General features: G+C 63.5%; 23 protein-coding genes and 1 tRNA gene. 14 read left to right on the forward strand and 10 right to left on the reverse strand.

Annotated elements, in window-relative coordinates:
- Window positions 1–53: 53 nt before the first annotated feature.
- Window positions 54–1,430, reverse strand: a complete 1,377-nt coding sequence (locus tag ACZ9C1_RS17090) for an L-serine ammonia-lyase (RefSeq protein ID WP_277502263.1) — start codon at window positions 1,428–1,430, stop codon at window positions 54–56.
- Between the two features lie 444 nt (window positions 1,431–1,874).
- Between ACZ9C1_RS17090 and ACZ9C1_RS17095 the strand changes: the two genes are divergently transcribed.
- The 3 genes from ACZ9C1_RS17095 (at window position 1,875) to choV (ending at window position 4,927) form a co-directional block, all read left to right on the forward strand.
- Complete coding sequence (locus ACZ9C1_RS17095; RefSeq protein ID WP_111531993.1) at window positions 1,875–2,822, forward strand: choline ABC transporter substrate-binding protein; 948 nt, start codon at window positions 1,875–1,877, stop codon at window positions 2,820–2,822.
- A gap of 81 nt (window positions 2,823–2,903) precedes the next feature.
- A complete protein-coding gene (gene choW / locus ACZ9C1_RS17100) occupies window positions 2,904–3,752 on the forward strand; it encodes a choline ABC transporter permease subunit (protein WP_172670914.1) in 849 nt (282 codons plus the stop codon).
- Window positions 3,749–4,927, forward strand: a complete 1,179-nt coding sequence (gene choV, locus ACZ9C1_RS17105; RefSeq protein ID WP_102681807.1) for a choline ABC transporter ATP-binding protein — start codon at window positions 3,749–3,751, stop codon at window positions 4,925–4,927. Before choW ends, choV begins: the two co-directional genes overlap by 4 nt.
- Window positions 4,928–5,043: 116 nt before the next feature.
- On the opposite strand, the gene hisF is transcribed toward choV, so the two are convergent.
- The 6 genes from hisF to ACZ9C1_RS17135 all read right to left on the reverse strand — a co-directional run bounded on the left by hisF (window position 5,044) and on the right by ACZ9C1_RS17135 (window position 9,995).
- A complete protein-coding gene (hisF, locus tag ACZ9C1_RS17110) occupies window positions 5,044–5,814 on the reverse strand; it encodes an imidazole glycerol phosphate synthase subunit HisF (RefSeq protein ID WP_023629858.1) in 771 nt (256 codons plus the stop codon).
- Between the two features lie 9 nt (window positions 5,815–5,823).
- Window positions 5,824–6,561: a 1-(5-phosphoribosyl)-5-[(5-phosphoribosylamino)methylideneamino]imidazole-4-carboxamide isomerase gene (hisA, locus tag ACZ9C1_RS17115; protein ID WP_102681808.1), complete on the reverse strand. Its 738-nt coding sequence runs from the start codon at window positions 6,559–6,561 to the stop codon at window positions 5,824–5,826.
- Window positions 6,562–6,588: 27 nt separating this feature from the next.
- On the reverse strand, window positions 6,589–6,849 hold the full coding sequence (locus ACZ9C1_RS17120) for a DUF2164 domain-containing protein (protein ID WP_139674252.1): 261 nt from the start codon (window positions 6,847–6,849) through the stop codon (window positions 6,589–6,591).
- Window positions 6,850–7,488 carry an imidazole glycerol phosphate synthase subunit HisH gene (hisH, locus tag ACZ9C1_RS17125; RefSeq protein ID WP_046853802.1) on the reverse strand — a complete coding sequence of 213 codons (639 nt, stop codon included), beginning with the start codon at window positions 7,486–7,488 and terminating at the stop codon, window positions 6,850–6,852.
- Window positions 7,489–8,082 (reverse strand): imidazoleglycerol-phosphate dehydratase HisB, encoded by a 594-nt coding sequence (hisB, locus tag ACZ9C1_RS17130; protein ID WP_028688464.1) that lies wholly within the window; start codon window positions 8,080–8,082, stop codon window positions 7,489–7,491.
- 254 nt (window positions 8,083–8,336) lie between these two features.
- The gene (locus ACZ9C1_RS17135; protein ID WP_277502264.1) at window positions 8,337–9,995 is read right to left on the reverse strand and encodes an OFA family MFS transporter; all 1,659 of its coding nucleotides are present in this window, start codon (window positions 9,993–9,995) and stop codon (window positions 8,337–8,339) included.
- Between the two features lie 391 nt (window positions 9,996–10,386).
- On the opposite strand from ACZ9C1_RS17135, the gene ACZ9C1_RS17140 reads away from it, so the two are divergent.
- The 6 genes from ACZ9C1_RS17140 (at window position 10,387) to ACZ9C1_RS17165 (ending at window position 15,864) form a co-directional block, all read left to right on the forward strand.
- Entirely contained in the window at window positions 10,387–12,636 is a 2,250-nt protein-coding gene (locus ACZ9C1_RS17140) for an AsmA family protein (protein WP_476254198.1), read from the forward strand.
- Window positions 12,633–13,700 carry an A/G-specific adenine glycosylase gene (mutY, locus tag ACZ9C1_RS17145; protein ID WP_217867970.1) on the forward strand — a complete coding sequence of 356 codons (1,068 nt, stop codon included), beginning with the start codon at window positions 12,633–12,635 and terminating at the stop codon, window positions 13,698–13,700. The genes ACZ9C1_RS17140 and mutY overlap by 4 nt, the downstream gene beginning before the upstream one ends.
- Window positions 13,697–13,969 carry an oxidative damage protection protein gene (locus ACZ9C1_RS17150; protein WP_139674262.1) on the forward strand — a complete coding sequence of 91 codons (273 nt, stop codon included), beginning with the start codon at window positions 13,697–13,699 and terminating at the stop codon, window positions 13,967–13,969. Before mutY ends, ACZ9C1_RS17150 begins: the two co-directional genes overlap by 4 nt.
- Before the next feature lie 90 nt (window positions 13,970–14,059).
- A tRNA-Phe gene (locus tag ACZ9C1_RS17155) sits at window positions 14,060–14,135 on the forward strand.
- Window positions 14,136–14,320: 185 nt separating this feature from the next.
- Entirely contained in the window at window positions 14,321–15,331 is a 1,011-nt protein-coding gene (gene ppk2 / locus ACZ9C1_RS17160) for a polyphosphate kinase 2 (protein WP_258599713.1), read from the forward strand.
- 89 nt (window positions 15,332–15,420) lie between these two features.
- A complete protein-coding gene (locus ACZ9C1_RS17165; protein WP_277502266.1) occupies window positions 15,421–15,864 on the forward strand; it encodes a hypothetical protein in 444 nt (147 codons plus the stop codon).
- A gap of 86 nt (window positions 15,865–15,950) precedes the next feature.
- Here ACZ9C1_RS17165 and gabP read toward each other — a convergent pair whose 3' ends face one another.
- Complete coding sequence (gene gabP / locus ACZ9C1_RS17170) at window positions 15,951–17,336, reverse strand: GABA permease (protein ID WP_277502267.1); 1,386 nt, start codon at window positions 17,334–17,336, stop codon at window positions 15,951–15,953.
- 606 nt (window positions 17,337–17,942) lie between these two features.
- Here gabP and ACZ9C1_RS17175 point away from each other — a divergent pair.
- The 5 genes from ACZ9C1_RS17175 to ACZ9C1_RS17195 are packed head-to-tail and all read left to right on the forward strand — an operon-like array spanning window position 17,943 to window position 22,214.
- Window positions 17,943–18,716, forward strand: a complete 774-nt coding sequence (locus ACZ9C1_RS17175) for an ABC transporter ATP-binding protein (RefSeq protein ID WP_046853793.1) — start codon at window positions 17,943–17,945, stop codon at window positions 18,714–18,716.
- A 13-nt stretch (window positions 18,717–18,729) separates the two neighbouring features.
- Entirely contained in the window at window positions 18,730–19,491 is a 762-nt protein-coding gene (locus tag ACZ9C1_RS17180) for an ABC transporter substrate-binding protein (protein WP_110604171.1), read from the forward strand.
- A 57-nt stretch (window positions 19,492–19,548) separates the two neighbouring features.
- Entirely contained in the window at window positions 19,549–20,241 is a 693-nt protein-coding gene (locus ACZ9C1_RS17185) for an ABC transporter permease (protein WP_094010996.1), read from the forward strand.
- Window positions 20,242–20,931 carry an ABC transporter permease gene (locus tag ACZ9C1_RS17190; protein WP_110697277.1) on the forward strand — a complete coding sequence of 230 codons (690 nt, stop codon included), beginning with the start codon at window positions 20,242–20,244 and terminating at the stop codon, window positions 20,929–20,931.
- 59 nt (window positions 20,932–20,990) lie between these two features.
- Entirely contained in the window at window positions 20,991–22,214 is a 1,224-nt protein-coding gene (locus tag ACZ9C1_RS17195) for a methyltransferase (protein WP_476254199.1), read from the forward strand.
- A gap of 225 nt (window positions 22,215–22,439) precedes the next feature.
- On the opposite strand, the gene mdtI is transcribed toward ACZ9C1_RS17195, so the two are convergent.
- Together mdtI and ACZ9C1_RS17205 are read right to left on the reverse strand one after the other, a co-directional pair.
- Window positions 22,440–22,757 (reverse strand): multidrug/spermidine efflux SMR transporter subunit MdtI, encoded by a 318-nt coding sequence (mdtI, locus tag ACZ9C1_RS17200; protein WP_023629978.1) that lies wholly within the window; start codon window positions 22,755–22,757, stop codon window positions 22,440–22,442.
- Complete coding sequence (locus tag ACZ9C1_RS17205) at window positions 22,751–23,110, reverse strand: SMR family transporter (protein WP_139674277.1); 360 nt, start codon at window positions 23,108–23,110, stop codon at window positions 22,751–22,753. The genes mdtI and ACZ9C1_RS17205 overlap by 7 nt, the downstream gene beginning before the upstream one ends.
- Window positions 23,111–23,230 lie beyond the last annotated feature (120 nt).

Here is a 23,230-nt window from a genome sequence, read left to right on the forward strand (position 1 = left end):
AACCAATGCGCCAGAATGTGGCGCATCGGTCACGCGCGGGCCAGAACGGCGCATCAGCATTCGATGACGCTGACCGCCAGGCCTCCGCGGGAGGTTTCCTTGTACTTGTCGTGCATGTCGGCGCCGGTGTCGCGCATGGTGCGGATCACCTGGTCCAACGAGATGAAATGTTCGCCATCACCGCGCAGGGCCATCTGCACGGCATTGATCGCCTTTACCGCAGCGATTGCGTTGCGCTCGATGCACGGGACCTGCACCAGGCCACCAACCGGGTCGCAGGTCAGGCCGAGGTTATGTTCCAGGGCGATCTCGGCGGCGTTTTCCAACTGCGCCGGGGTGGCGCCGAGGACATCGGCCAAGCCTGCGGCGGCCATGGCGCAAGCCGAGCCGACCTCGCCCTGGCAACCAACCTCGGCGCCGGAGATCGAGGCGTTCTTCTTGCACAGGATGCCCACCGCCGCCGCGCCGAGGAAGAAGTCCACCACATTGGACTCGTCCACCGCGTCGGAGAAACGCATGTAGTAGTGCAACACCGCCGGGATGATCCCCGCCGCGCCGTTGGTAGGCGCGGTGACCATGCGCCCGCCGGCGGCGTTCTCTTCGTTGACCGCCAGGGCGAACAGGTTGACCCACTCCATGGCGCTCATGGTCGAGCCGATCACGTTGGGCTTGCCCAGCTCCTGCAGGCTGCGGTGCAGCCGGGCGGCGCGGCGACGCACATTGAGCCCGCCGGGCAGGATGCCTTCATGCTTGAGGCCGTTGTTCACACACTCCTGCATGGCTTGCCAGAGCTTGAGCAGGCCGGCGCGGATCTCGGCTTCGCTGCGCCAAACCTTTTCATTCTCCAGCATCAATTGCGACACGCGCAGGTCGTTTTGCTTGCACAGGCGCAGCAGTTCGGCGGCGCTGTCGAAGTCGTAGGGCAGCACGGTCTGGTCGGCGTCCAGCACGCCGCTGGCGGCCTGGGCGGCATCGACCACGAAGCCCCCACCCACCGAGTAATAGGTGTCGCGGTGCAACTCGCCCGCCTCGCCTTCGGCAATCAGCGTCATGGCATTGGGGTGGTACGGCAGGTTCTCGTCCAGCAGCAGCATGTCGCGGGCCCAGACGAACTCGATGGGCAGGCGACTGTCGAGCTTGAGCACGTTGGTTTCGCGCAGGTCGGCGATGCGTGGGGTGATCTGGCTGGGATCGATGGCGTCCGGCCATTCGCCCATCAGGCCCATGATCGTGGCATTGTCGGTGCCGTGGCCGACGCCGGTGGCCGACAGCGATCCATACAGCCTCACTTCGATACGCCGCACCTGCTCCAGCTCGCCGCGCTCGCGCAGCCCCTGGACGAACAGCGCGCCGGCGCGCATGGGGCCGACGGTGTGGGAGCTGGAAGGCCCGACACCGATCTTGAACAGGTCGAACACGCTGATGGCCATTGTCGAATCACCTCTTGCTGGGCTTGTCTCTGCGCGCCAGGCGCAGGGCGGAGCAACTGCTAGGCTGAAACAGTCGAGCCGCCTTGAATGCTCGCATCATCGGGCTTTTGCCCAGCCCTTCGCCGTCTGCAACCGACGTACTTTTGTCCAGCAGCGCCGCCGCTGCACGGGCCTTTCGTGCGCCGTTTTCCAGCGGCGGGACGACGCAAAAACCGAGGTATGGGGGTGGAAAAATCCAGTTGCGACATCGTCCGTACTGGATACGACCCGTCCTGTACTGGATACGACGCCACCAGTAGGCGATTGCCGAACGCTGGAGGATTATCGAAAGCGACTCGTATTGCACGGCCTCGCATCCTGCCCTCTGCAGGCCTGGTCGACCGGAGCCCTGAGAACGCCCGGCGGCCCACGCGAACCCGAAGATAAAATCACAGGAGTCCATCCATGAAAGGTTCACCCTCGCTGTTGCTGGTCGCGTTGCTGTCCGCTCCGCTGTTGGCCCAGGCCGCCGAACCCGAGCAGTGCCAGACGGTACGGTTCTCCGATGTCGGCTGGACCGACATCACGGTCACCACCGCGACCACCAGCGTCGTGCTCGAAGCCCTGGGCTACAAGACCCACACCACCATGATCTCGGTACCGGTGACCTACAAGTCGCTGGCCACCGGCAAGGACCTGGACGTGTTTCTCGGCAACTGGATGCCGACCATGGAGAACGACATCAAGCAGTACCGCGATGCCGGCACCGTCGAGACCGTGCGCGCCAACCTGGAAAATGCCAAGTACACGCTGGCCGTGCCCCAGGCCTTGTATGACAAGGGCCTGAAGGACTTCGCCGACATTCCCAAGTTCAAGCAGGAGCTCAAGGGCAAGATCTACGGCATCGAACCGGGCAACGATGGCAACCGCACCATCCAGAAGATGATCGACGACAACGCCTTCGGCCTGAAGGACGCCGGTTTCCAGATCGTGCAGTCCAGTGAGGCGGGCATGCTGGCGCAGGTCGACCGGGCGCAGAAGCGTGAAGACGCGATCGTCTTCCTCGGCTGGGAACCGCACCCGATGAACACCCGCTTCAAGATGCAGTACCTGACCGGTGGGGATGCCTACTTCGGTCCCGACTTCGGCAAGGCCACCGTGCTGACCAACACCCGCAAGGGCTATGCACAGGAGTGCAGCAACGTTGGCCAGCTGTTGAAGAACCTGTCGTTCGAGCTCAAGGATGAAAGCACCATGATGGGCTATGTCCTGGACGACAAGATGAAGCCCGAGGCGGCCGCGAAAAAATGGCTGAAGGACAACCCCGGCAAGCTCGACGCCTGGCTCGCCGGCGTGACCACCGTGGACGGCAAACCCGGCCTTGAGGCGGCCAAGGCCAAACTGACGCAATAACGCAAGACGCCATGGCAACACCGCGGGGTGGGACCGTGCCCACCCCGGACTGATTTCAATCTTTGCAGGTGGAAGCTCGCTATCATGCTTATCGATCAGAAAATACCCCTGGGGCAGTACATCGCCTCATTCGTCGAATGGTTGACCCAGAATGGCGCCAGCTACTTCGACGCCATCGCCGCAGGCCTGGAATTCATGATCCATGGGGTCACCAGCGCCCTGACCTGGTTCAACCCATTCGTGCTCATCGCCCTGTTCGCCGGCCTCGCGCACCTGATACAGCGCAAGTGGGCGCTCACCGTCTTCGTCGCCCTTTCGTTCCTGCTGATCCTCAACCTGGGCTACTGGCAGGAAACCATGGAAACCCTGGCGCAGGTTACCTTCGCCACGGTGGTCTGCGTGGTCATCGGCGTGCCGCTGGGCATCGCCGCCGCGCACAAGCCGATGTTCTACACCGCCATGCGCCCGGTGCTGGACCTGATGCAGACCGTGCCCACCTTCGTCTACCTGATCCCGACCCTGACCCTGTTTGGCCTGGGCGTGGTGCCGGGGCTGATCTCCACCGTGGTGTTCGCCATCGCAGCGCCCATCCGCCTCACTTATCTGGGCATCTGCGACGTGCCGCAGGAGCTGATGGACGCCGGCAAGGCCTTCGGTTGCTCGCGTCGCCAATTGTTGACCCGCATCGAACTGCCACACGCCATGCCGAGCATCGCTGCCGGGGTGACGCAATGCATCATGCTGTCGCTGTCGATGGTGGTGATTGCCGCCCTGGTCGGCGCCGACGGCCTGGGCAAACCCGTGGTCAACGCACTGAACACCGCCGATATCTCCCTGGGCTTCGAAGCGGGCCTGGCCATCGTGCTGCTGGCGATCATGCTCGACCGTATCTGCAAGCAACCGGAGCTGCCGGTAAGGGGTGAGGCATGAGCATCATTCGTTTCGAAGACGTCGACGTCATTTTCTCCAGCAAGCCGCGCGAGGCGCTGGCCCTGCTCGACCAAGGCCAGACCCGCGAGCAGATTCTCAAGCAGACGGGCCTGGTGGTCGGCGTCGAAAAGGCCAACCTGGACATCAACAAGGGCGAGATATGCGTGCTCATGGGCCTGTCCGGCTCGGGCAAATCCAGCCTGCTGCGCTGCATCAACGGCCTCAACACCGTGAGCCGCGGCAAGCTGTTCGTCGAGCACGAAGGCAAGCACATCGATATCGCCCACTGCACCCCGGCAGAGCTGAAGATGATGCGCACCAAGCGCATCGCCATGGTGTTCCAGAAGTTTGCCCTGATGCCCTGGCTGACGGTGCGCGAGAACATCAGCTTCGGCCTGGAGATGCAGGGCCGGCCGGAGAAGGAACGGCGCAAGCTGGTGGATGAAAAGCTCGAACTGGTGGGCCTGACCCAGTGGCGCAACAAGAAACCGGACGAACTCTCCGGTGGCATGCAGCAGCGCGTGGGGCTGGCCCGGGCGCTGGCGATGGACGCCGATATCCTGCTGATGGACGAGCCGTTCTCGGCCCTCGATCCGCTGATCCGCCAGGGCCTGCAGGACGAACTGCTGGCCCTGCAGAGCAAACTCAGCAAGACCATCGTGTTCGTCAGTCATGACCTGGACGAGGCGCTGAAACTGGGCAGCCGCATCGCCATCATGAAGGACGGGCGCATCATCCAGTACAGCAAGCCGGAAGAGATCGTGCTCAACCCGGCCGACGAATACGTGCGCACCTTCGTCGCCCACACCAACCCGCTCAACGTGCTGTGTGGCCGCAGCCTGATGCGCAGCCTGGACAATTGCCGGCGAGTCAACGGTTCGGTGTGCCTGGACCCGGGCATCGACTCATGGCTGGACCTTGGCGAAGGCGGTTCGCTCAAGCGCGCACGCCAGGGCCAGAATGGCCTGGACATGCAGAACTGGGCGCCGGGGCAGGACGTCGGCTTGCTGGAGCGCAGGCCAACCGTGGTACACGCCGATATCGGCATGCGCGAAGCGCTGCAGATTCGTTACCAGACCGGCAACAAGCTGGTGCTGCAGGATAACGACAAGGTGGTGGGGATACTCGGGGATACCGAGTTGTATCACGCGTTGCTCGGCAAGAATCACGGGTGATTTAACTGGGGCCGCCTTGCGGCCATCGCGGCTGAAGCCGCTCCTACAGGAAACGTGTAATCCTTGTAGGAGCGGCTTCAGCCGCGATGGGCTGCAACGCAGCCCCAATCAGTGGTTCAGCGTACGACGATCCCCCGCGAAGCCATGTAGGCCTTGGCTTCCGGCACCGTGTACTCGCCGAAGTGGAAGATGCTCGCCGCCAGCACCGCGCTGGCATGCCCTTCCAGGATGCCGTCGGCCAGGTGCTGCAGGTTACCCACGCCACCGGAAGCAATCACCGGAATCCCCAGCGCATCGCTGATGGCGCGGGTCACGCCCAGGTCGAAGCCATTCTTCATGCCGTCCTGGTCCATGCTGGTCAGCAGGATCTCGCCAGCCCCCAGGCCTTCCATCTTCTTCGCCCACTCCACCGCATCCAGCCCGGTGGGCTTGCGCCCGCCATGGGTGAAGATCTCCCAGCGCGGCGTTTCACCGGGGCCAGAGACTTTCTTGGCGTCGATGGCAACCACGATGCACTGCGAACCGAAACGGTCAGCCGCCTCGCCGACGAACTCCGGGTTGAACACCGCGGCGGTGTTGATCGACACCTTGTCGGCACCGGCGTTGAGCAGGTTGCGGATGTCCTGCACGGTGCGCACGCCACCGCCCACGGTCAGCGGGATGAACACCTGGCTGGCCATGCGCTCGACGGTATGCAGGGTGGTGTCACGGCCATCGACGCTGGCGGTGATGTCGAGGAAGGTGATCTCGTCGGCGCCCTGTTCGTCGTAGCGCCGGGCGATCTCCACCGGGTCGCCGGCATCGCGGATGTTCTCGAACTTGACGCCCTTGACCACCCGGCCGTTGTCCACGTCCAGGCAAGGGATGATGCGCTTGGCCAGTGCCATGGTCGCTCCTCAGCCTTGGTAGTTGTCGCAGAAGGCCTGGGCCTCGGCGACGTCGAGGGTGCCTTCGTAGATGGCACGGCCGGTGATGGCGCCGATAATGCCCGGAGCCTTGGCGTCCAGCAGGGCCTTGATGTCGCCCAGGTTGTGGATGCCGCCCGAGGCGATCACCGGAATGCGCGTGGCTTCGGCCAGGGCCTTGGTGAAGGGCACGTTGCAGCCCTGCATCATGCCGTCCTTGGCAATGTCGGTGTAGACGATCGACGAGACGCCATCGGCCTCGAAACGCTTGGCCAGGTCGATGACCTGCACGCTGCTCACTTCGGCCCAGCCGTCGGTGGCGACGAAGCCGTCCTTGGCGTCCAGGCCAACGATGATCTTGCCCGGGAAGGCCTTGCACGCCTCGGCAACGAACTCCGGCTGCTTGACTGCCTTGGTGCCGATGATCACGTGGCTGACGCCAGCCTTGACATAGTGCTCGATGGTTTCCAGCGAACGGATGCCACCGCCGATCTGGATCGGCAGGTTCGGGTAGCGCCTGGCGATGGCGGTGACCACTTCACCGTTGACCGGTTGGCCTTCGAAGGCGCCGTTGAGGTCGACCAGGTGCAGGCGGCGGCAACCACCCTCGACCCACTTGGCGGCCATGCTCACCGGGTCGTCGGAGAATACCGTGGAGTCTTCCATGCGGCCCTGGCGCAGGCGCACGCAAGCGCCGTCCTTCAGATCGATAGCGGGGATAATCAGCATCTTGGCAACCTGTCTAATCGTTGGAATTCAGGGCTTCTCGAGCGCCCACAGGTCGCTTTCGATGCTCTCGAACCGCTCCTTGAGGTGCAGCTGAACATCGGCAATCGCCCTGTTGTAGTAGTGCGGTGCAATCTCTTTGCTGAACAACTCGAGGACCTCGGCCACCTCGAACGACCCCAGCTCCAGCTCGAAGCGGTCTTCGAGAAAGCGCTTGAGCGTATCAAGCGCCTCGCGCTCTTGCTCCGGGGCCAGGGTGATGACTGGCGCCTTGGTCCGCGACCTGCTCATTTACCAGCGCCCGTCCCAGGCGACGAAGTTCTGCAACAGTTGCAGGCCATGGGTATGGCTCTTCTCCGGGTGGAACTGCACGGCGAAACGCGAGCCTTCGGCCAGCGCCGCGGCGAAATCGACGCCGTAGTGGCCGCGCCCGACCACCTGGCCCGGCTTGCCGGCTTCGATGAAGTAGCTGTGCACGAAGTAGAAACGCGCACGGTCGGGAATGTCATGCCACAGCGGGTGGTCGATGGTCTGGCCGACTTCGTTCCAGCCCATGTGCGGCACCTTCAGATGCTCGCCGTCTTCCTTCAGGTCTTTACCGAAGAAGCGCACCTGGCCTGGGAACAGGCCGATGCAGTCGACACCGTCGTTCTCCTCGCTGCGCTCGAGGAGCGCCTGCATGCCTACGCAGATGCCGAGAAACGGGCGGTCCTGGCTGACTTCGCGCACCAGGCTGTCGAAGCCCAGGCGGCGAATCTCGGCCATGCAGTCGCGGATCGCGCCGACGCCTGGGAACACCACGCGGTCGGCTTCACGAATCACCGCGGCATCGCTGGTCACCAATACCTTGCCGGCGCCCACATGCTCCAGGGCCTTGGCCACCGAGTGCAGGTTGCCCATGCCATAGTCGATCACGGCTACCGTCTGCATTTACAGGCACCCTTTGGTGGAAGGCATCTGCCCGGCCATGCGCTCGTCGAGAGTAACGGCCATGCGCAGCGCGCGGCCGAACGCCTTGAACACGGTCTCGATCTGGTGGTGGGTGTTGTGGCCACGCAGGTTGTCGATATGCAGCGTCACCAGGGCATGGTTGACGAAGCCCTGGAAGAACTCCTGGAACAGGTCGACATCGAAGCCGCCCACGGTGGCACGGGTATACGGCACATGCATCTGCAGGCCCGGACGGCCGGAGAAGTCGATGACCACCCGCGACAGGGCCTCGTCCAGCGGCACATAGGCATGGCCGTAGCGGAAGATGCCTTTCTTGTCGCCGATGGCCTGGGCGAACGCCATGCCCAGGGTGATGCCGACGTCCTCGACGGTATGGTGGTCGTCGATATGCAGGTCGCCCTTGCACTCGATATCCAGGTCGATCAGCCCATGCCGGGCGATCTGGTCGAGCATGTGTTCAAGGAAAGGCACACCGATTTCGAATCGGGCCTTGCCGCTGCCATCGAGGTTGATCGAGCACTTGACCTGGGTTTCCAGGGTATTGCGCTCGACGGAAGCCTTACGTTCGACCATCACCAGCTCCGCAAAATCATTGGGCGAAAAGGGCTCCATTATAGGCCCAGAACGCGCCGGCTTGAAACGCGGATGACATATGGCAGGACTAGTAATTACGGGGGTGGGAGAGACCTACAGGTCTATACAAGCAGATTTTTCTGTTGAACCCATCGCGGGGCAAGTCGCATCGGCGTGGGAGCGGCGGTGCGCCGATGCGACTTGCCCCGCGACAGGGCCTTTGAAGCCAGCCAGTCAGCCAGCCGTGTCATCCATCAATGAAACAGCACCGCAGTCTTCTGCAGGGTGATCCACACCCCCCAGGCCAGCGGAATCACCACCACCGCCCAGGCCACCAGCACCAGCGGCAGGCTGCCCGGCGCCGCGTGCCACTCCAGCGAACGCGCGGAATCGGCGCCCTTGTCATGGCTCAGCGCGCGCTCGGCCGCCAGTTCGGTGTCGGTCATGAAGTACTTGTCCGCCACCGGGCGCACCAGCATGTTGCAGATAAAGCCCAGCACCAGCAGGCCGGCCAGGATGTACAGGGTCATGTCGTAGGCCGCGGCCCGCTCCACGCCCGCCGCCAGCTGCGCCTCGCGCAGGTAGGTGATCAGCACCGGGCCGAGCACGCCGGCCGCCGCCCAGGCAGTCAGCAGGCGACCATGGATGGCACCGACCATCTGCGTGCCGAACAGGTCGGCCAGGTACGCCGGCACGGTGGCGAAACCGCCGCCGTACATCGACAGGATGATGCAGAACGCCGCCACGAACAGCGCCACGTTGCCGATGTGGCCCATGTTCGGCACCAGGCTGTAGAGGCCCACGCCCAGGGCGAAGAAGGCGAAGTAGGTGTTCTTGCGGCCGATGTAGTCGGAGAACGACGCCCAGAAGAAGCGCCCACCGATGTTGAACAGGCTCAGCAGACCGGTGAAACCGGCGGCGATCGCGGCAATCTGCGCCAGCTGCGCGGCATTCAGCTCACTGAAAGTCAGCTCGTTGCCCAGCAACTTGCCGGCGAACACTTCCTGCAGCAGTGGCGAAGCCATGCCGAGAATGCCGATACCGGCCGAGACGTTCAGGCACAGCACCAGCCACACCAGGGCGAACTGCGGGGTTTTCCAGGCCACGCTCACATGCACGTGACGGTCGGTAACCATGGCGTTGGCTTTCTTCGCCGGCGGTGTCCAGCCTTCGGGCTTCCAGCCGGTCGGCGGCACGCGGTAGGCCAGGGCGCCCGCAGTCATGAACACGAAGTAGATCGCGGCCATGGCGACAAAGCTCTGCCATACACCCACCTCGGTCGCGCTGCCGAAGTGGCCCATGAGTGCGGTGGCCAGAGGAGCGCCCACCATGGCACCTCCACCAAAGCCCATGATCGCCATGCCGGTAGCCATGCCGCGCTTGTCCGGGAACCACTTGATCAGGGTCGAGACCGGCGAAATGTAGCCCAGGCCCAGGCCGATCCCGCCGATCACCCCCGAACCCAGCCACATCAGCCACAGCTGGTGGGTCTTCACGCCAATCGCCGAGATCAGCAGGCCGCCGCACCAACACAGTGCCGAGACCAGGCCGGCCTTGCGCGGGCCGGCGTGCTCCAGCCAGCCGCCGAGCACCGCGGCAGAGCAGCCGAGGAACACGAAGAACAGGGTGTAGATCCAGCTGAGCATGGAGATCGGCCAGTCGCACTCGGCGCTGAACAGCCGCGCGACGAAGCCCATGTCGGCGGCGCAGGCCACCGGCGCGCTGACACCCAGGGCCTGGGACAGCGGCAGCCAGAACACCGAGAAGCCATAGGCCATGCCGATGCACAGGTGAATGGCCAGGGCCGCCGGCGGCACCAGCCAGCGGTTGAAGCCCGGGCGGGCGATGATGCGCTCCTTCGACAGGAAGCCCGGCGTGCTTGCCGCCGCCCCCGCCGTGATACTGCTGTTCATGGATTGATCCTTTTGTAGGTGGGCTGTGCGCGTGGACGGCTCTGTATGGCTGCACGCAAGGCAGCCCGGCCGGTTCAGGCATCACCCGCGACAATGGGTCGCGGGGCGCCACGGGCGGGCGCAAGATTACCAGCAGCGGGTGACATGGAAGCAATCTGATATCGTGTTTTTTTCGTCAGCTGAATCGGTATTTCGCGTATTCAGGTGAGGTTGTGCCGCCTGTTCTGGCCTCATCGCAGGGCAAGTCGCATCGGCGCACCGCGATGAGGCCAGAGCAGGCAACAAATGAACTGCCGTCAATCCAATTGTCGAAATGTCGGATAAGCAGTGCCTATACCCACGGCGCTATACTCGCCGCTGAAATTCATAATCGGACTACAAGGACTCGCCCATGAAAGCGTTCGGCAAAATCCTGGGGCTGGGGCTTCTCGGGTTGTTGCTGATCATCGTGGCGCTGGGCTTCGCCCTGACCCACCTCTTCGATCCCAACGACTACAAAGAAGAAATCCGCCAGTTGGCCCGCGACAAGGCCCACGTGGAGCTCACCCTCAATGGCGATATCGGCTGGAGCCTGTTCCCATGGCTGGGCCTGGAGCTGCACGAGGCCAGCATCGCCACGCTGAACAACCCCAAGGTGCCTTTCGCCGACCTGCAGATGCTCGGCCTGTCGGTACGCGTGCTGCCGCTGCTGCGCCGTGAAGTGCAGATGAGCGACGTACGGGTCGAAGGCCTCAACCTGACGCTGACCCGCGATGCCAACGGCCATGGCAACTGGGAAGACATCGGCAAGCCATTGCCCGACCCGGCCGTGGCCAATGCCCCGACCGCCACGCCAGGCGAAGCAGCAGCCGCCGAAGCGGAAAAACCGCAAGGCAACGAGCGCTCGGTCAAGCTCGACATCGACAGCCTGACCGTCAACAACGCCCGGGTGCTGTACACCGACGAGAAAGCCGGCCAAACCTACGGCGCCGAAAGCATTCAGTTGAGCACCGGCCCCGTGCACGAAGGCGTGAACATCCCGCTCAAGGCCAGCGCCTTCCTCAGCGCCAGCCAACCGAACCTGAAGGCGCGTACCGAGTTGACCGGCGAACTGCGCTTCGATCGCCTTCTCAAGCGCTACAACCTAGAGGACATGCGCCTGTCTGGCGAGACCTCGGGCGAGCCACTGGCCGGCAAGACCATGACCTTCGCCGCCCAAGGCCAGGTGCTGGTCGACCTGGCGGCCAATGTCGCCTCCTGGAGCGGCCTGAAGGTCTCGGCCAACCAGTTGCGCGCCCTGGGCGAGCTGAACGTGCGCGACCTCGACAAGGCTCCGCAGGTCAGCGGCGGCCTGTCCATCGCCCAGTTCGACCTGCGCACCTTCCTCGACGGTATAGGTCACCCGCTGCCCGCCACTGCGGACGCGGCAGCGTTCAAGAAGCTGGAACTGGTCACCCGCCTGCAAGGCACGCCGAACAGCCTCGCCCTCGAAGACCTGGCGGTGAAGCTGGACGACAGCACCTTCACCGGCCGTGTCGCCGTGGAAGATTTCGCCAAGCAGGCCCTGCGCGTGCGCCTCAAGGGCGACAAGTTCGACGCCGACCGCTACCTGCCGGCCAAGAGCGAGGAAGCCAAGGGTGCCACCGCAGCGCGCCAGGCCGAGGTCAAGCAGCAGGAAGCCACTGCCGTCGCCGGCGCCGGCTCCACGCCGCTACCCGACGCACCGACGCAAGTTGCCTGGAGCAGTGACAAGCTGCTGCCGGTCGACCGCCTGCGCGCCCTCGATCTACAGGCCGACCTGTCGTTCGGCGCCCTGACGCTGGACAAGCTGCCGATCAGCGATGCACAGCTGACCGCCAGCGGCCAAGGCGGCCTGGTCACCCTGCAGACCCTGCGCGGCGGCCTGTACAACGGCACCTTCGAGGCCAAGGGCACCGTGGATGTGCGCCCTGCCGTACCGCAGATCGGCGTGAACACCAAGATCAACCGCGTGCCAGTGGAACACTTCCTCAAGCGCGAATCCCCGGAGCAGGCGCCGCCGGTCAAGGGCCTGCTGACCCTGAACAGCGACCTTACCGCCACTGGCAACAGCCAGAAGGCGCTGGTCGATACGCTCAATGGCAATGCCAGCTTCACCATCAACGACGGCGTGCTGGTCAACGCCAACCTGGAACAGCAACTGTGCCAGGCCATCGCCACCCTCAACCGCAAGCAGCTCAGCGGTGAGCCCCGTGGCAAGGACACGCCGTTCCAGGAGTTGCGCGGCAGCCTGGTAATGCGTAACGGCGTGGCCAGCAACCCGGACCTCAAGGTGCGCATCCCAGGCCTGACCGTCAACGGCCACGGCGACCTCGACCTGCGCGTGCTGGGCATGGACTACAACGTCGGCGTGGTCGTCGAAGGCGACCAGCGCGCCATGCCCGACCCGGCCTGCCAGGTCAACGAGCGCTATGTCGGCGTCGAAGTGCCGCTGCGCTGCCGCGGCCCGCTGGAGCTGGGCGCCAAAGCGTGCCGCCTGGACCAGGACGGCCTGGGCAAGGTGGCCGCGAAGCTGGCCGGCAATCGCCTGAAAGACAAGATCGATGAAAAGCTCGAAGAGAAACTCGGAGACAAGGTGAGCCCTGAACTCAAAGATGCATTGAAGGGGCTGTTCAAGCGATGACACCCCAGCAGTTCTCCAGCGCCGTGCTGGACTGGTACGACCAGCACGGTCGGCATGACCTGCCCTGGCAACAGGGCATCACCCCGTATCGGGTGTGGGTGTCGGAAATCATGTTGCAGCAGACCCAGGTCAGCACCGTGCTCAACTACTTCGACCGCTTCATGCAGGCGCTGCCCACCGTGCAGGCGCTGGCCGAGGCGCCGGAGGACGAGGTGCTGCACCTGTGGACGGGCCTGGGCTACTACACCCGTGCCCGTAACCTGCAAAAGGCCGCGAAGATCGTCGTCGAGCAACATGGCGGCGAGTTTCCGCGCAGCGTCGAGCAGCTCACCGAACTGCCCGGTATCGGCCGCTCCACCGCCGGGGCCATCGCCAGTATCAGCATGGGCATCCGCGCGCCGATCCTCGACGGCAACGTCAAGCGCGTACTGGCCCGCTTCACCGCCCAGGCCGGCTACCCGGGCGAGCCGAAGGTGGCTAACCAGCTGTGGGCCAGTGCCGAGCGCTTCACGCCGATGACCCGGGCCAATCACTATACCCAGGCGATGATGGACATGGGCGCGACGCTGTGCACGCGCAGCAAGCCCAGTTGCCTGATCTGCCCGTTGCAGCGCGGCTGCGAAGCCCATCTGCACGGCGAAGAGACCCGCTACCCCGAGCCCAAGCCGCGCAAGGCCCTGCCCCAGCGCAAGACCCTGATGCCATTGCTGACCAACCACGAAGGCGCGATCCTGCTCTATCGTCGGCCCTCCACCGGCCTGTGGGGCGGCCTGTGGAGCCTGCCGGAGCTGGACAGCCTCGAGCAGCTCGAAGACCTCGCCTACCAGCACGGCCTGCGTCTGGCCGGCAGCCAGGCCCTGGCAGGCCTGACCCACACCTTCAGCCATTTCCAGCTGGCCATCGAGCCTTGGCTGGTGCGTGTCGACCCCGTCGGCGCGCACGTGGCCGAGCCCGACTGGCTCTGGTATAACCTCGCCACCCCGCCGCGCCTGGGCCTCGCCGCCCCGGTCAAGAAGCTGCTGCAACGCGCGGCCGACGAACTGATTGCAGGAGAGAAGCGATGACCCGCACCGTGAAGTGCCGCAAGTACAACGAAGAGCTCCCAGGCCTCGACCGCCCACCCTACCCGGGCGCCAAGGGCCAGGACATCTTCGAGCACATCTCGCAGAAAGCCTGGAAGGAGTGGCAGGACCACCAGACCATGCTGATCAACGAGAAGCGCCTGAACATGATGAATGCCGAGGACCGCAAATTCATCCAGGCCGAGATGGACAAGTTCTTCGCAGGCCAAGACTACGCCCAGGCCGAAGGCTACGTGCCACCCTCGAATTGACCCCGAAAACCGTAAGCGACGGAATTAATTTAAATTTTTTCAAAAAAGTCGTTGACGATCGGTTCGGAAATCTATTTAATGCACCTCGTCGCCCAGATAGCTCAGTCGGTAGAGCAGAGGATTGAAAATCCTCGTGTCGGCGGTTCGACTCCGTCTCTGGGCACCACCTTCAGCTTCTGGTGGTTGCAAAGTTACCCGAAGCGACACAAGAAACCCGCCTAGTGCGGGTTTTTTGTTGCCTGCGATTTTTCTTCTAGCTCCTTCATGCCCGGTTGATCGATATCAAAAAGCCACTCGCCATGCGCTCATAGGATGGAAGGTGGACATTCGAACGACCCCGCAAGGACCTCCATGAGCGAAGAATCCGCCACCCTTCTCCTGCCGTCGCCTGCCGAAACCGGCAGCAGCGCCAAGCCCACCCCTCGCACCCGCCGTCCGCGCCAACGCAAGCCGGCCGCCAGCGCCGCCGCGCCAGAGATCATCACCCAGGTCAGCCAGCAGCCCGCCGCCCTGGAAGTGGCCAACGCGCGCAAGGGCAGCAGCGAGGACAGCACCTCGGCACGCCTGCCGGCCAGCTACCCCTACCGCACGCGCATGCGCCGCCAGGACTACGAGAAGGCCAAGCACGACCTGCAGATCGAGCTGCTGAAAGTGCAGAACTGGGTGAAGGAAACCGGCCAGCGCATCGTCGTGCTGTTCGAGGGTCGTGATGCTGCGGGCAAGGGCGGCACCATCAAGCGCTTCATGGAGCACTTGAACCCGCGCGGCGCGCGGATCGTGGCGCTGGAGAAACCGTCGGAGCAGGAAAAGGGCCAGTGGTACTTCCAGCGTTATGTGCAACACCTGCCCACCGCCGGTGAAATGGTGTTCTTCGATCGCTCCTGGTACAACCGCGCCGGGGTCGAGAAGGTCATGGACTTCTGCTCGCCACTGCAATACCTGGAGTTCATGCGCCAGGCACCTGACCTCGAACGCATGCTGTGTAACAGCGGCATCCTGTTGTTCAAGTTCTGGTTCTCGGTGAACCGCGAAGAGCAACTGCGCCGTTTCATCTCCCGCCGCGACGACCCGCTCAAGCACTGGAAACTCTCGCCCATCGACATCAAGTCGCTGGACAAGTGGGAGGACTACACCGCTGCCAAGGAAGCGATGTTCTTCCATACCGACACGGCCGATGCGCCATGGACAGTGATCAAGTCAGATGACAAGAAGCGCGCGCGGATCAATTGCATTCGTCACTTCCTGCACTCGCTGGATTATCCAGGCAAGGACCACAGCGTGGCGCATGCGCCGGATCCGTTGCTGGTCGGGCGGGCTTCGCGGGGGTTCGAGGAAGATGAGCCGGAGGCGCTGGTGAGCTGAACACTTTGGGGCCGTTGGACGGCCTCTTGGGTTTCTCGCGCAACTACGCTTCAATACGCGCCTTTACCAGTCAGCCCAAGGATCCACCCATGGCCACCAACACCAAGCAACAGAAACGCGCCAAGCGCGCCGCCACCAAGGCCAAGCAGAATCGCATGGTGCGCAGCGGCCAGGCGGTCAAGGCCAGCGCTGGCGACAGTGCCAGTGTCGAGCAGGTGTTCAACAAGGCCATGGAGTCAGGCAGCTACGACAGCCTGTTCGAAAAAATGAAGGAAGCCCAGGAAAACGGCCTGGTGCCGATGATCTCGGTGTTCCTGGTCGACCCGCTGCTGGCGTTGGTGCTCAAGGGCCACAAGGAAGAGCACGCCACCGACTACATCGTCATGGTGTTCACCGCCTACCGCGCATGGCTCGACGGCATTGACGAGGACGCGACCATGGCGTGGCTGGAGAGCGACGAGTTCCAGGACGCCTATGTCACCGCCTCGGAGATCGTGGCCAAGCAGCAGCAACAGCAGAAGCAGTTCGGCTGAGTCGAACCGCACCCGCGTCCACAACCCGTGCAGACAAAAAAGGCCGCGTCCTTCACAGGACGCGGCCTTTTCATTTCATCTGTGGATCAGCTATCCAGCGCCACACGCGCAGCAGCGCCACGCTTGCGGTGCACCAGCAGACCAGCTGCCACCACACCAATGCTCAGGATTGCCGTGGCGATGATCTCGGCACGGTGATCTTCGCGCAGCGCCATCACCGCCAGCACGGCGATAATGAAGGCGATGGTCGCCCAGGTCAGACCCGGGAACATCCACATCTTGAACGAGATCTTCTCACCGCTGGCTTCACGCTGGGCACGCATGCGCAGTTGCGACACGGCGATCACCAAGTACACCAGCAGGGCGATGGCGCCGGAGCTGGCCAGCAGGAACTCGAACACCGCAGCCGGGGCCAGGAAGTTGGCGAACACACACAGGAAGGCTGCGGCAGTGGACAGCAGCACGGCCCAGTGCGGGGTGCCGGCCTTGGTGGTGCGCTGGGCAACCGCCGGGGCGTCGCCACGCTTGCTCAGGGAGAAGAGCATGCGCGAAGAGGTGTAAAGCGCCGAGTTCAGGCAGCTGGTCACGGCGATCAGCACGACGATGTCGACGATCAGCTTGGCGTTCGGCACACCGATCAGGCTGAGGACAGTCTGGTAGGAGCCTTTCTCGGCCAGGGTCGGATCGTTCCACGGCACCATGGCCACGACCAGGAAGATCGACACCAGGTAGAACAGGCAGATTCGCCAGATCACCGAGTTGGTGGCGCGGCTGATCTGCTTGCCCGGATCCTTCGATTCGGCGGCGGCGATGGTGACGATCTCGGTCCCCATGAACGAGAACATGGTGGTCAGCATGGCGGCCAGCACGGCGCCCAGGCCATTGGGCATGAAGCCCTGGGTGTCGAACAGGTGGCTGACGCCGCTGATCTGGCTGCTCGGCACCATGCCGAACATGGCCGCGCAACCGACGACGATGAAGCCGATGATCGCCAGCACCTTGAGCAGGGCGAACCAGAACTCGAACTCACCGTAGTTCTTCACGCTGAACAGGTTGGTGATGGTCAGCGCCAGGGTAATGATCAACGAGAACGCCCACAGGTCCACCGAGGGGAACCAGGCATGCAGGATGGCGGCGGCGGCGTTGGCCTCCAGCGGAATCACCAGCACCCAGAACCACCAGTACAGCCAGCCGATGGTGAAACCGGCCCAGCGCCCGATGGCGCGGTCGGCGTAGGTGGAGAAGGAACCGGTGTCAGGCGAGGCGACAGCCATTTCGCCGAGCATGCGCATCACCAAAACGACCAGGGTACCGGCCGCGGCGTAGGCCAGCAGCACGGCGGGGCCGGCGGCGGCGATGGCGTGGCCGGAGCCGACGAACAGCCCGGCACCGATCACGCCGGCGATGGACAGCATGGTCACATGCCGTTGCTTGAGCCCCTGAGCGAGGTCATTGGAATTGTTACCGCTCATAAAACTACCTTTGTAAGGAGGTGGACTACACGAATGACTGGCCAGCGCGCCGAGGTGTGGATAGGCGTCGCCGCATTCAGTGGTTTCCAGGGGGCAATAAGCGGGCCAGGTGAGAATGACTTTCGTCTGAAATATTTCTGCCTCCAATAACGGCGCGGCTTGCAGCGCATTGTGCCAAGCTTTGACCGAAAGGTCGCCAAATCCCCATGCCAAGTCTGGATTACGGAAATACTCACTTACAAATGCACCAAAGGTGCTCCTCGGTAACACCTGTGCACGAATTTTGCGCAACAGAAAGCGCAACCAACAGGCGCAACCTTGCCCCCGTCAAGTCCGCGACACAGTGCCACCCGGCTAAAAACGGCTTCCCAGACCGGGCCAAAGCTGGCACCATCGCGCCTTTTTTCATCAAGGCTCCGGTGCTGGGCAAAACGCTATTGCGGACATCCTGGCGACAGTCCACTGCAGCGATGCGACAAACTGTCCCACCAGCGACCCGAGCACCCCGCGACCCGGTTGGCCGCCGTTGCGCCGCTATGCTAGCGTGGCGCTCGCCAGGAAGGCCGCCAACAGCTGGGAACGCACCCGAACACATGAGGACCGCAAATGGCTCAGGCCACGCCCGCGCTGGAAATCCGCAACCTGCACAAACGCTATGGCGAGCAGGAAATTCTCAAGGGCATTTCGCTGACCGCGCGCGACGGTGACGTGATCTCCATCCTCGGCTCGTCCGGCTCTGGCAAGTCCACCCTGCTGCGCTGCATCAACCTGCTGGAGAACCCGCACCAGGGCGAGATCCTGGTCGCCGGTGAAGCCCTCAAGCTCAAGGCGCAGAAAAACGGCGACCTGATCGCCGCCGACAACCGCCAGATCAACCGCCTGCGCAGCGAGATCGGCTTTGTCTTCCAGAATTTCAACCTGTGGCCGCACATGTCGATCCTCGACAACATCATCGAGGCGCCGCGCCGCGTACTTGGCCAGAGCAAGGCCGAGGCCATCGAGCATGCCGAGGCGCTGCTGAACAAGGTCGGCATCTTCGACAAGCGCCACAGCTATCCCGCCCAGCTTTCCGGTGGCCAGCAGCAACGTGCCGCCATCGCCCGTACCCTGGCCATGAAACCCAAGGTCATCCTGTTCGACGAGCCAACCTCGGCGCTCGATCCGGAAATGGTCCAGGAAGTGCTTAACGTCATCCGCGCCCTGGCCGAAGAAGGCCGTACCATGCTGCTGGTGACGCACGAGATGAACTTTGCCCGCCAGGTGTCCAGTGAAGTGGTCTTCCTGCACCAGGGCCTGGTCGAAGAGCAAGGATCGCCGCAGCAGGTCTTCGAGAACCCGACCTCGGCGCGTTGCAAGCAATTCATGTCCAGCCACCGCTAACGGAGCAACACGAATGCAGACCTATAAAAAAGTCCTCCTGGCCGCTGCCGCCACCCTGGTGTTCTCGGCCAATGCCATGGCAGCCGAGAAACTGAAAATGGGCATCGAGGCGGCCTACCCGCCGTTCAACAACAAAGATGCCAGCGGCCAGGTCGTGGGCTTCGACAAAGACATCGGCGACGCCCTGTGCGCCAAGATGAAAGTCGAGTGCGAAGTGGCCGTTTCCGACTGGGACGGCATCATCCCAGCGCTGAACGCCAAGAAGTCCGATTTCATCATCTCCTCGCTGTCGATCACCGACGAACGCAAGCAGGCCGTTGACTTCACCGACCCCTACTACTCGAACAAGCAGCAGTTCATCGCACCGAAAAACGTCGACTTCAAGACCGACCGTGCTTCGCTCAAGGGCAAGACCATCGGCACCCAGCGCGCCACTCAGGCGGCTACCTGGCTGGACGACAACGGCGGCATGGACGGCGAGTTCAAGGTCAACCTGTATGACGGCCAGGAAAATGCCTACCTCGACCTGACCTCCGGCCGCGTCGATGCCATCCTCGCCGACAAGTACGCCAACTACGACTGGCTGAAATCCGAAGCCGGCAAGAACTACGAGTTCAAAGGCGACCCGGTGAACGAAAGCGACAAGGTCGGCATCGCAGTACGCAAAGGCGACAACGAGCTGCGCAACAAGCTCAACGCTGCACTGAAGGAAATCGTCGCCGACGGCACCTACAAGAAGATCAACGACAAGTACTTCCCGTTCAGCATCTATTGATTCGCCCCGACAGGCATCGCCGCCTTGGCGGTGCCTGTCCCTTGAACAAACTTACCCATGAATATCGACCTGCACGGATTCGGCCCGGCCATGATGGCCGGTACCCTGATGACCGTAAAACTGGCGCTCTGCGCCTTGCTGCTGGGGCTGGTCCTGGGCCTGCTCGGCGCCCTGGCCAAGACCTCGCCGGTCAAGCCCTTGCAATGGCTTGGCGGCACTTATTCCACACTGGTGCGCGGCGTTCCCGAACTGCTCTGGGTGCTGCTCATCTACTTCGGCACCGTCGGGCTGATGAACAGCCTTGGCGAACTGCTGAACATGCCTGGCCTGGAGCTCAGTGCCTTCACTGCCGGCGTGATCGCCCTCGGCCTGTGCTTCGGCGCCTACGCCACGGAAGTATTCCGCGGCGCGATCCTGGCCATCCCCAAGGGGCATCGTGAAGCGGGCCTGGCCCTGGGCCTCTCCAAGGGTCGCATCCTGTCGCGGATCATCCTCCCGCAGATGTGGCGCATCGCCCTGCCGGGCCTGGGCAACCTGTTCATGATCCTGATGAAGGACACTGCGCTGGTGTCGGTGATCGGCCTGGAAGAGATCATGCGCCACGCGCAGATCGGCGTGACCGTCACCAAGGAGCCGTTCACCTTCTACGCCGTGGCCGCCTGCATCTACCTGGGCCTGACCGTGATTGCCATGACCGGCATGCACTTCCTGGAAAAGCGCGCCGCTCGCGGCTTCATGAGGGCCGAATAAATGAACTGGGAAGTCATCATCAAGTGGCTGCCACGCCTGGCCCAGGGTGCCACCCTGACCCTGGAGCTGGTGGCCATCGCCGTCATCGCCGGCCTGATCCTGGCCATACCGTTGGGCGTGGCGCGCTCGTCGCGTCACTGGTATGTGCGCGCCCTGCCCTTCGGTTACATCTTCTTCTTCCGCGGCACGCCGCTGCTGGTGCAGCTGTTCCTGGTGTACTACGGCCTGGCCCAGTTCGACGTGGTGCGCAACAGCTCGCTGTGGCCGTACCTGCGCGATCCGTTCTGGTGCACGGTGCTGACCATGACCCTGCACACCGCCGCCTACATCGCCGAGATCCTGCGCGGTGCTTTGCAGGCGATCCCCAAGGGCGAGATCGAAGCGGCCCGGGCGCTGGGCATGTCACGGGGCAAGACGCTGCTCTACATCATGCTGCCGCGCGCCGCGCGCATCGGCCTGCCGGCCTACAGCAACGAAGTGATCCTGATGCTCAAGGCCAGTGCGCTGGCCAGTACCGTCACCTTGCTGGAATTGACCGGCATGGCACGGACCATCATTGCCCGCACCTATCTGCCGGTGGAGATCTTCTTTGCCGCCGGGGTGTTCTACCTGCTGATCTCGTTTGTGCTGGTTCAGGGTTTCAAAGTGCTGGAGCGCTGGCTGCGCGTGGATGCCTGCCAAGGGCGTTGAGGATGTAAACAACATCGGGGCCGCATGGCGGCCCCCATCGATAGTGCTGCGGTGCCTGCATGCCGACCACGCCTTACCTCCACGACCAGCACCTGCTCGAGCGCTTCCAGGCCCTCGACCATTTCCTGCTGCAGCACCAGCAGCTGTGGCGCCCGCGCCCGTTCAACCACTTGCGCCTGGATTGGGAAGACGAGCACATCGAGCTATCCCGCTGGCTGCGCCAACGCACCCTTGAGCAAGCCGAAGCCCCCGAGCAACCTGCGGCCCCGGCCCCATTTCCACAACTGGCCGCACAGGCGCAGGCACTGTCCGTCGTCGGCGAGCTGCCCGATGCCGGCTTGCACCCCGCCGGGCACCGTCTCGACGTCAACGTCCCTGGCCGCAAGTGGCAGCAGATCGAAGCCTTCAGCCGCCGCCTGGCATTCAGCCAGCCTGCGCGGCACTGGCTCGACTGGTGCTCTGGCAAAGGCCACCTGGGCAGGCGCCTGCTGCAACCCGGCCAGCAGCTGACCTGCCTGGAGTACGACGCCGAGCTGGTCAGCGCCGGCAAGGCCCTGAGCGAACACCACCACCTGGCTGCCACCCATATCCAGCAGGACGTCATGGCCATGGACAGCGCCCGGCATCTGGATGGCGACAAGAGCGCGGTCGCCCTGCACGCCTGCGGCGACCTGCATGTGCGGCTGCTGCAACTGGCAAGCCAGAAGGGATGCCGACAGATCGCCGTCGCGCCCTGCTGCTACAACCGCATCCAGGGCAAGCGCTATCAACCGCTCTCCGGTGCCGCCCAGGCCTCGGCTCTGGCATTGACCCAGGAAGACCTGGGCCTGCCACTGAGCGAAGCGGTCACCTCCAGCCAGCGCACTCGGCGCCAGCGCGACCAGTCCATGGCCCGCCGCCTCGGGTTCGACCTGCTGCAGCGCCAGCAACGGGACGTGGACGAATACCTGCCCACCCCTTCGCTGCCGGTCAGCTGGCTGGCAAAGCCTTTCGAGCACTACTGTCGCGACCTGGCCGAACTCAAGCAGTTGGCGATCAACGGACAACCCGACTGGGTTGCCCTGGAGGCAGCCGGCCAGCAACGCCTGGCCCAGGTACGCAACCTCGAACAGGTGCGCAACCTGTTCCGCCGCCCACTGGAGATGTGGCTGGTGCTCGATCGCGCCCTGTTCCTGCAGGAGCAAGGCTATTCGGTACGGCTAGGCGTGTTCTGCGATTACCCGCTGACCCCGCGCAACCTGTTGCTGCTGGGTGAGCGCGACGCAACGCCGCAGCGCGGTTGACAGCCTGTGGATAACTCTGTGTACAAGCTTGTGATGAAAATCACGAAATCTTGGATCCTTGGGCTATTTGCGCTGCTTTGCTTATTCCGTCATGGGCCTCAAAGCCAGTAAAAACAGGCCTTTGCGCAAAGACCGGTGGTAGCGCCTGTCGGCATGCCTTTCGCGCAAGCGGCCAATGCCACTTGTGCATAAGCAATTTTGCCAAGCGCTTTGGCGGAGTAGTTGTCAAGCCAGTTTGAGCAAGCCCATGCCTACCAGCAGCAATGCAAGACCCAACCAACCACGCCCGGCCAGACGCTGACCGAACAAGGCCCAGCCCATGGCCACGGTGGCAAGGATGCCAAAGCCACCCCAGATGGCGTAGGCCAGCGACAGGTCGATGTCCTTCACCGCCTGCGCCAGGGCGGTGAACGCCGCCAGCACGCAGAGGATCGAGGCCAGGCCCAAGCCCTTGCGGCGGAATCCGTCGGAGTACTTGAGCAGCAGGTTGGCCAATACCTCCAGCACGATGGCCAGGCCCAGCCAGGCAAATGGAATCAACATGGCACGGCCTCCCCTTCACGCTCGACGGGCTTGGCGCGGGTACCGGCCTTGACCAGCAGGATGCCGGCGATCATCACCGCCAGACCCAGGGCCTTGGTCCAGCCCAGGTTTTCGCCGAGCCAGAGCACACTGATCAAGGTGATCAGCACGATGCCGAAGCCTTCCCACAGCGCGTAGGCCACACCCACCGGCACGCGCTTGACCGCCAGGGCCAGGAAGAAATACGACAGACAGATCATGACGTACATGACGGCATACCCCATCAAGGGGAAATGAGTGGCGGCGAGTTTCATCGACGCCGTGCCGATCACCTCGAAGGTGATGGCGACGATCAGGTAGATCCAGGAACGCATGGTGCCCTCCCATGGGCGACAGCGGCCGAGCGCACAGGCAATCGGCGCCAGACAGAGACGTTTACGGCTGTAGAGGGAGGGTGGCGCTAGAGGTCGCCGGTCCAGTGACGTTCACGGGAA

The sequence above is a fragment of the Pseudomonas sp. TE21435 genome, from assembly GCF_056279265.1.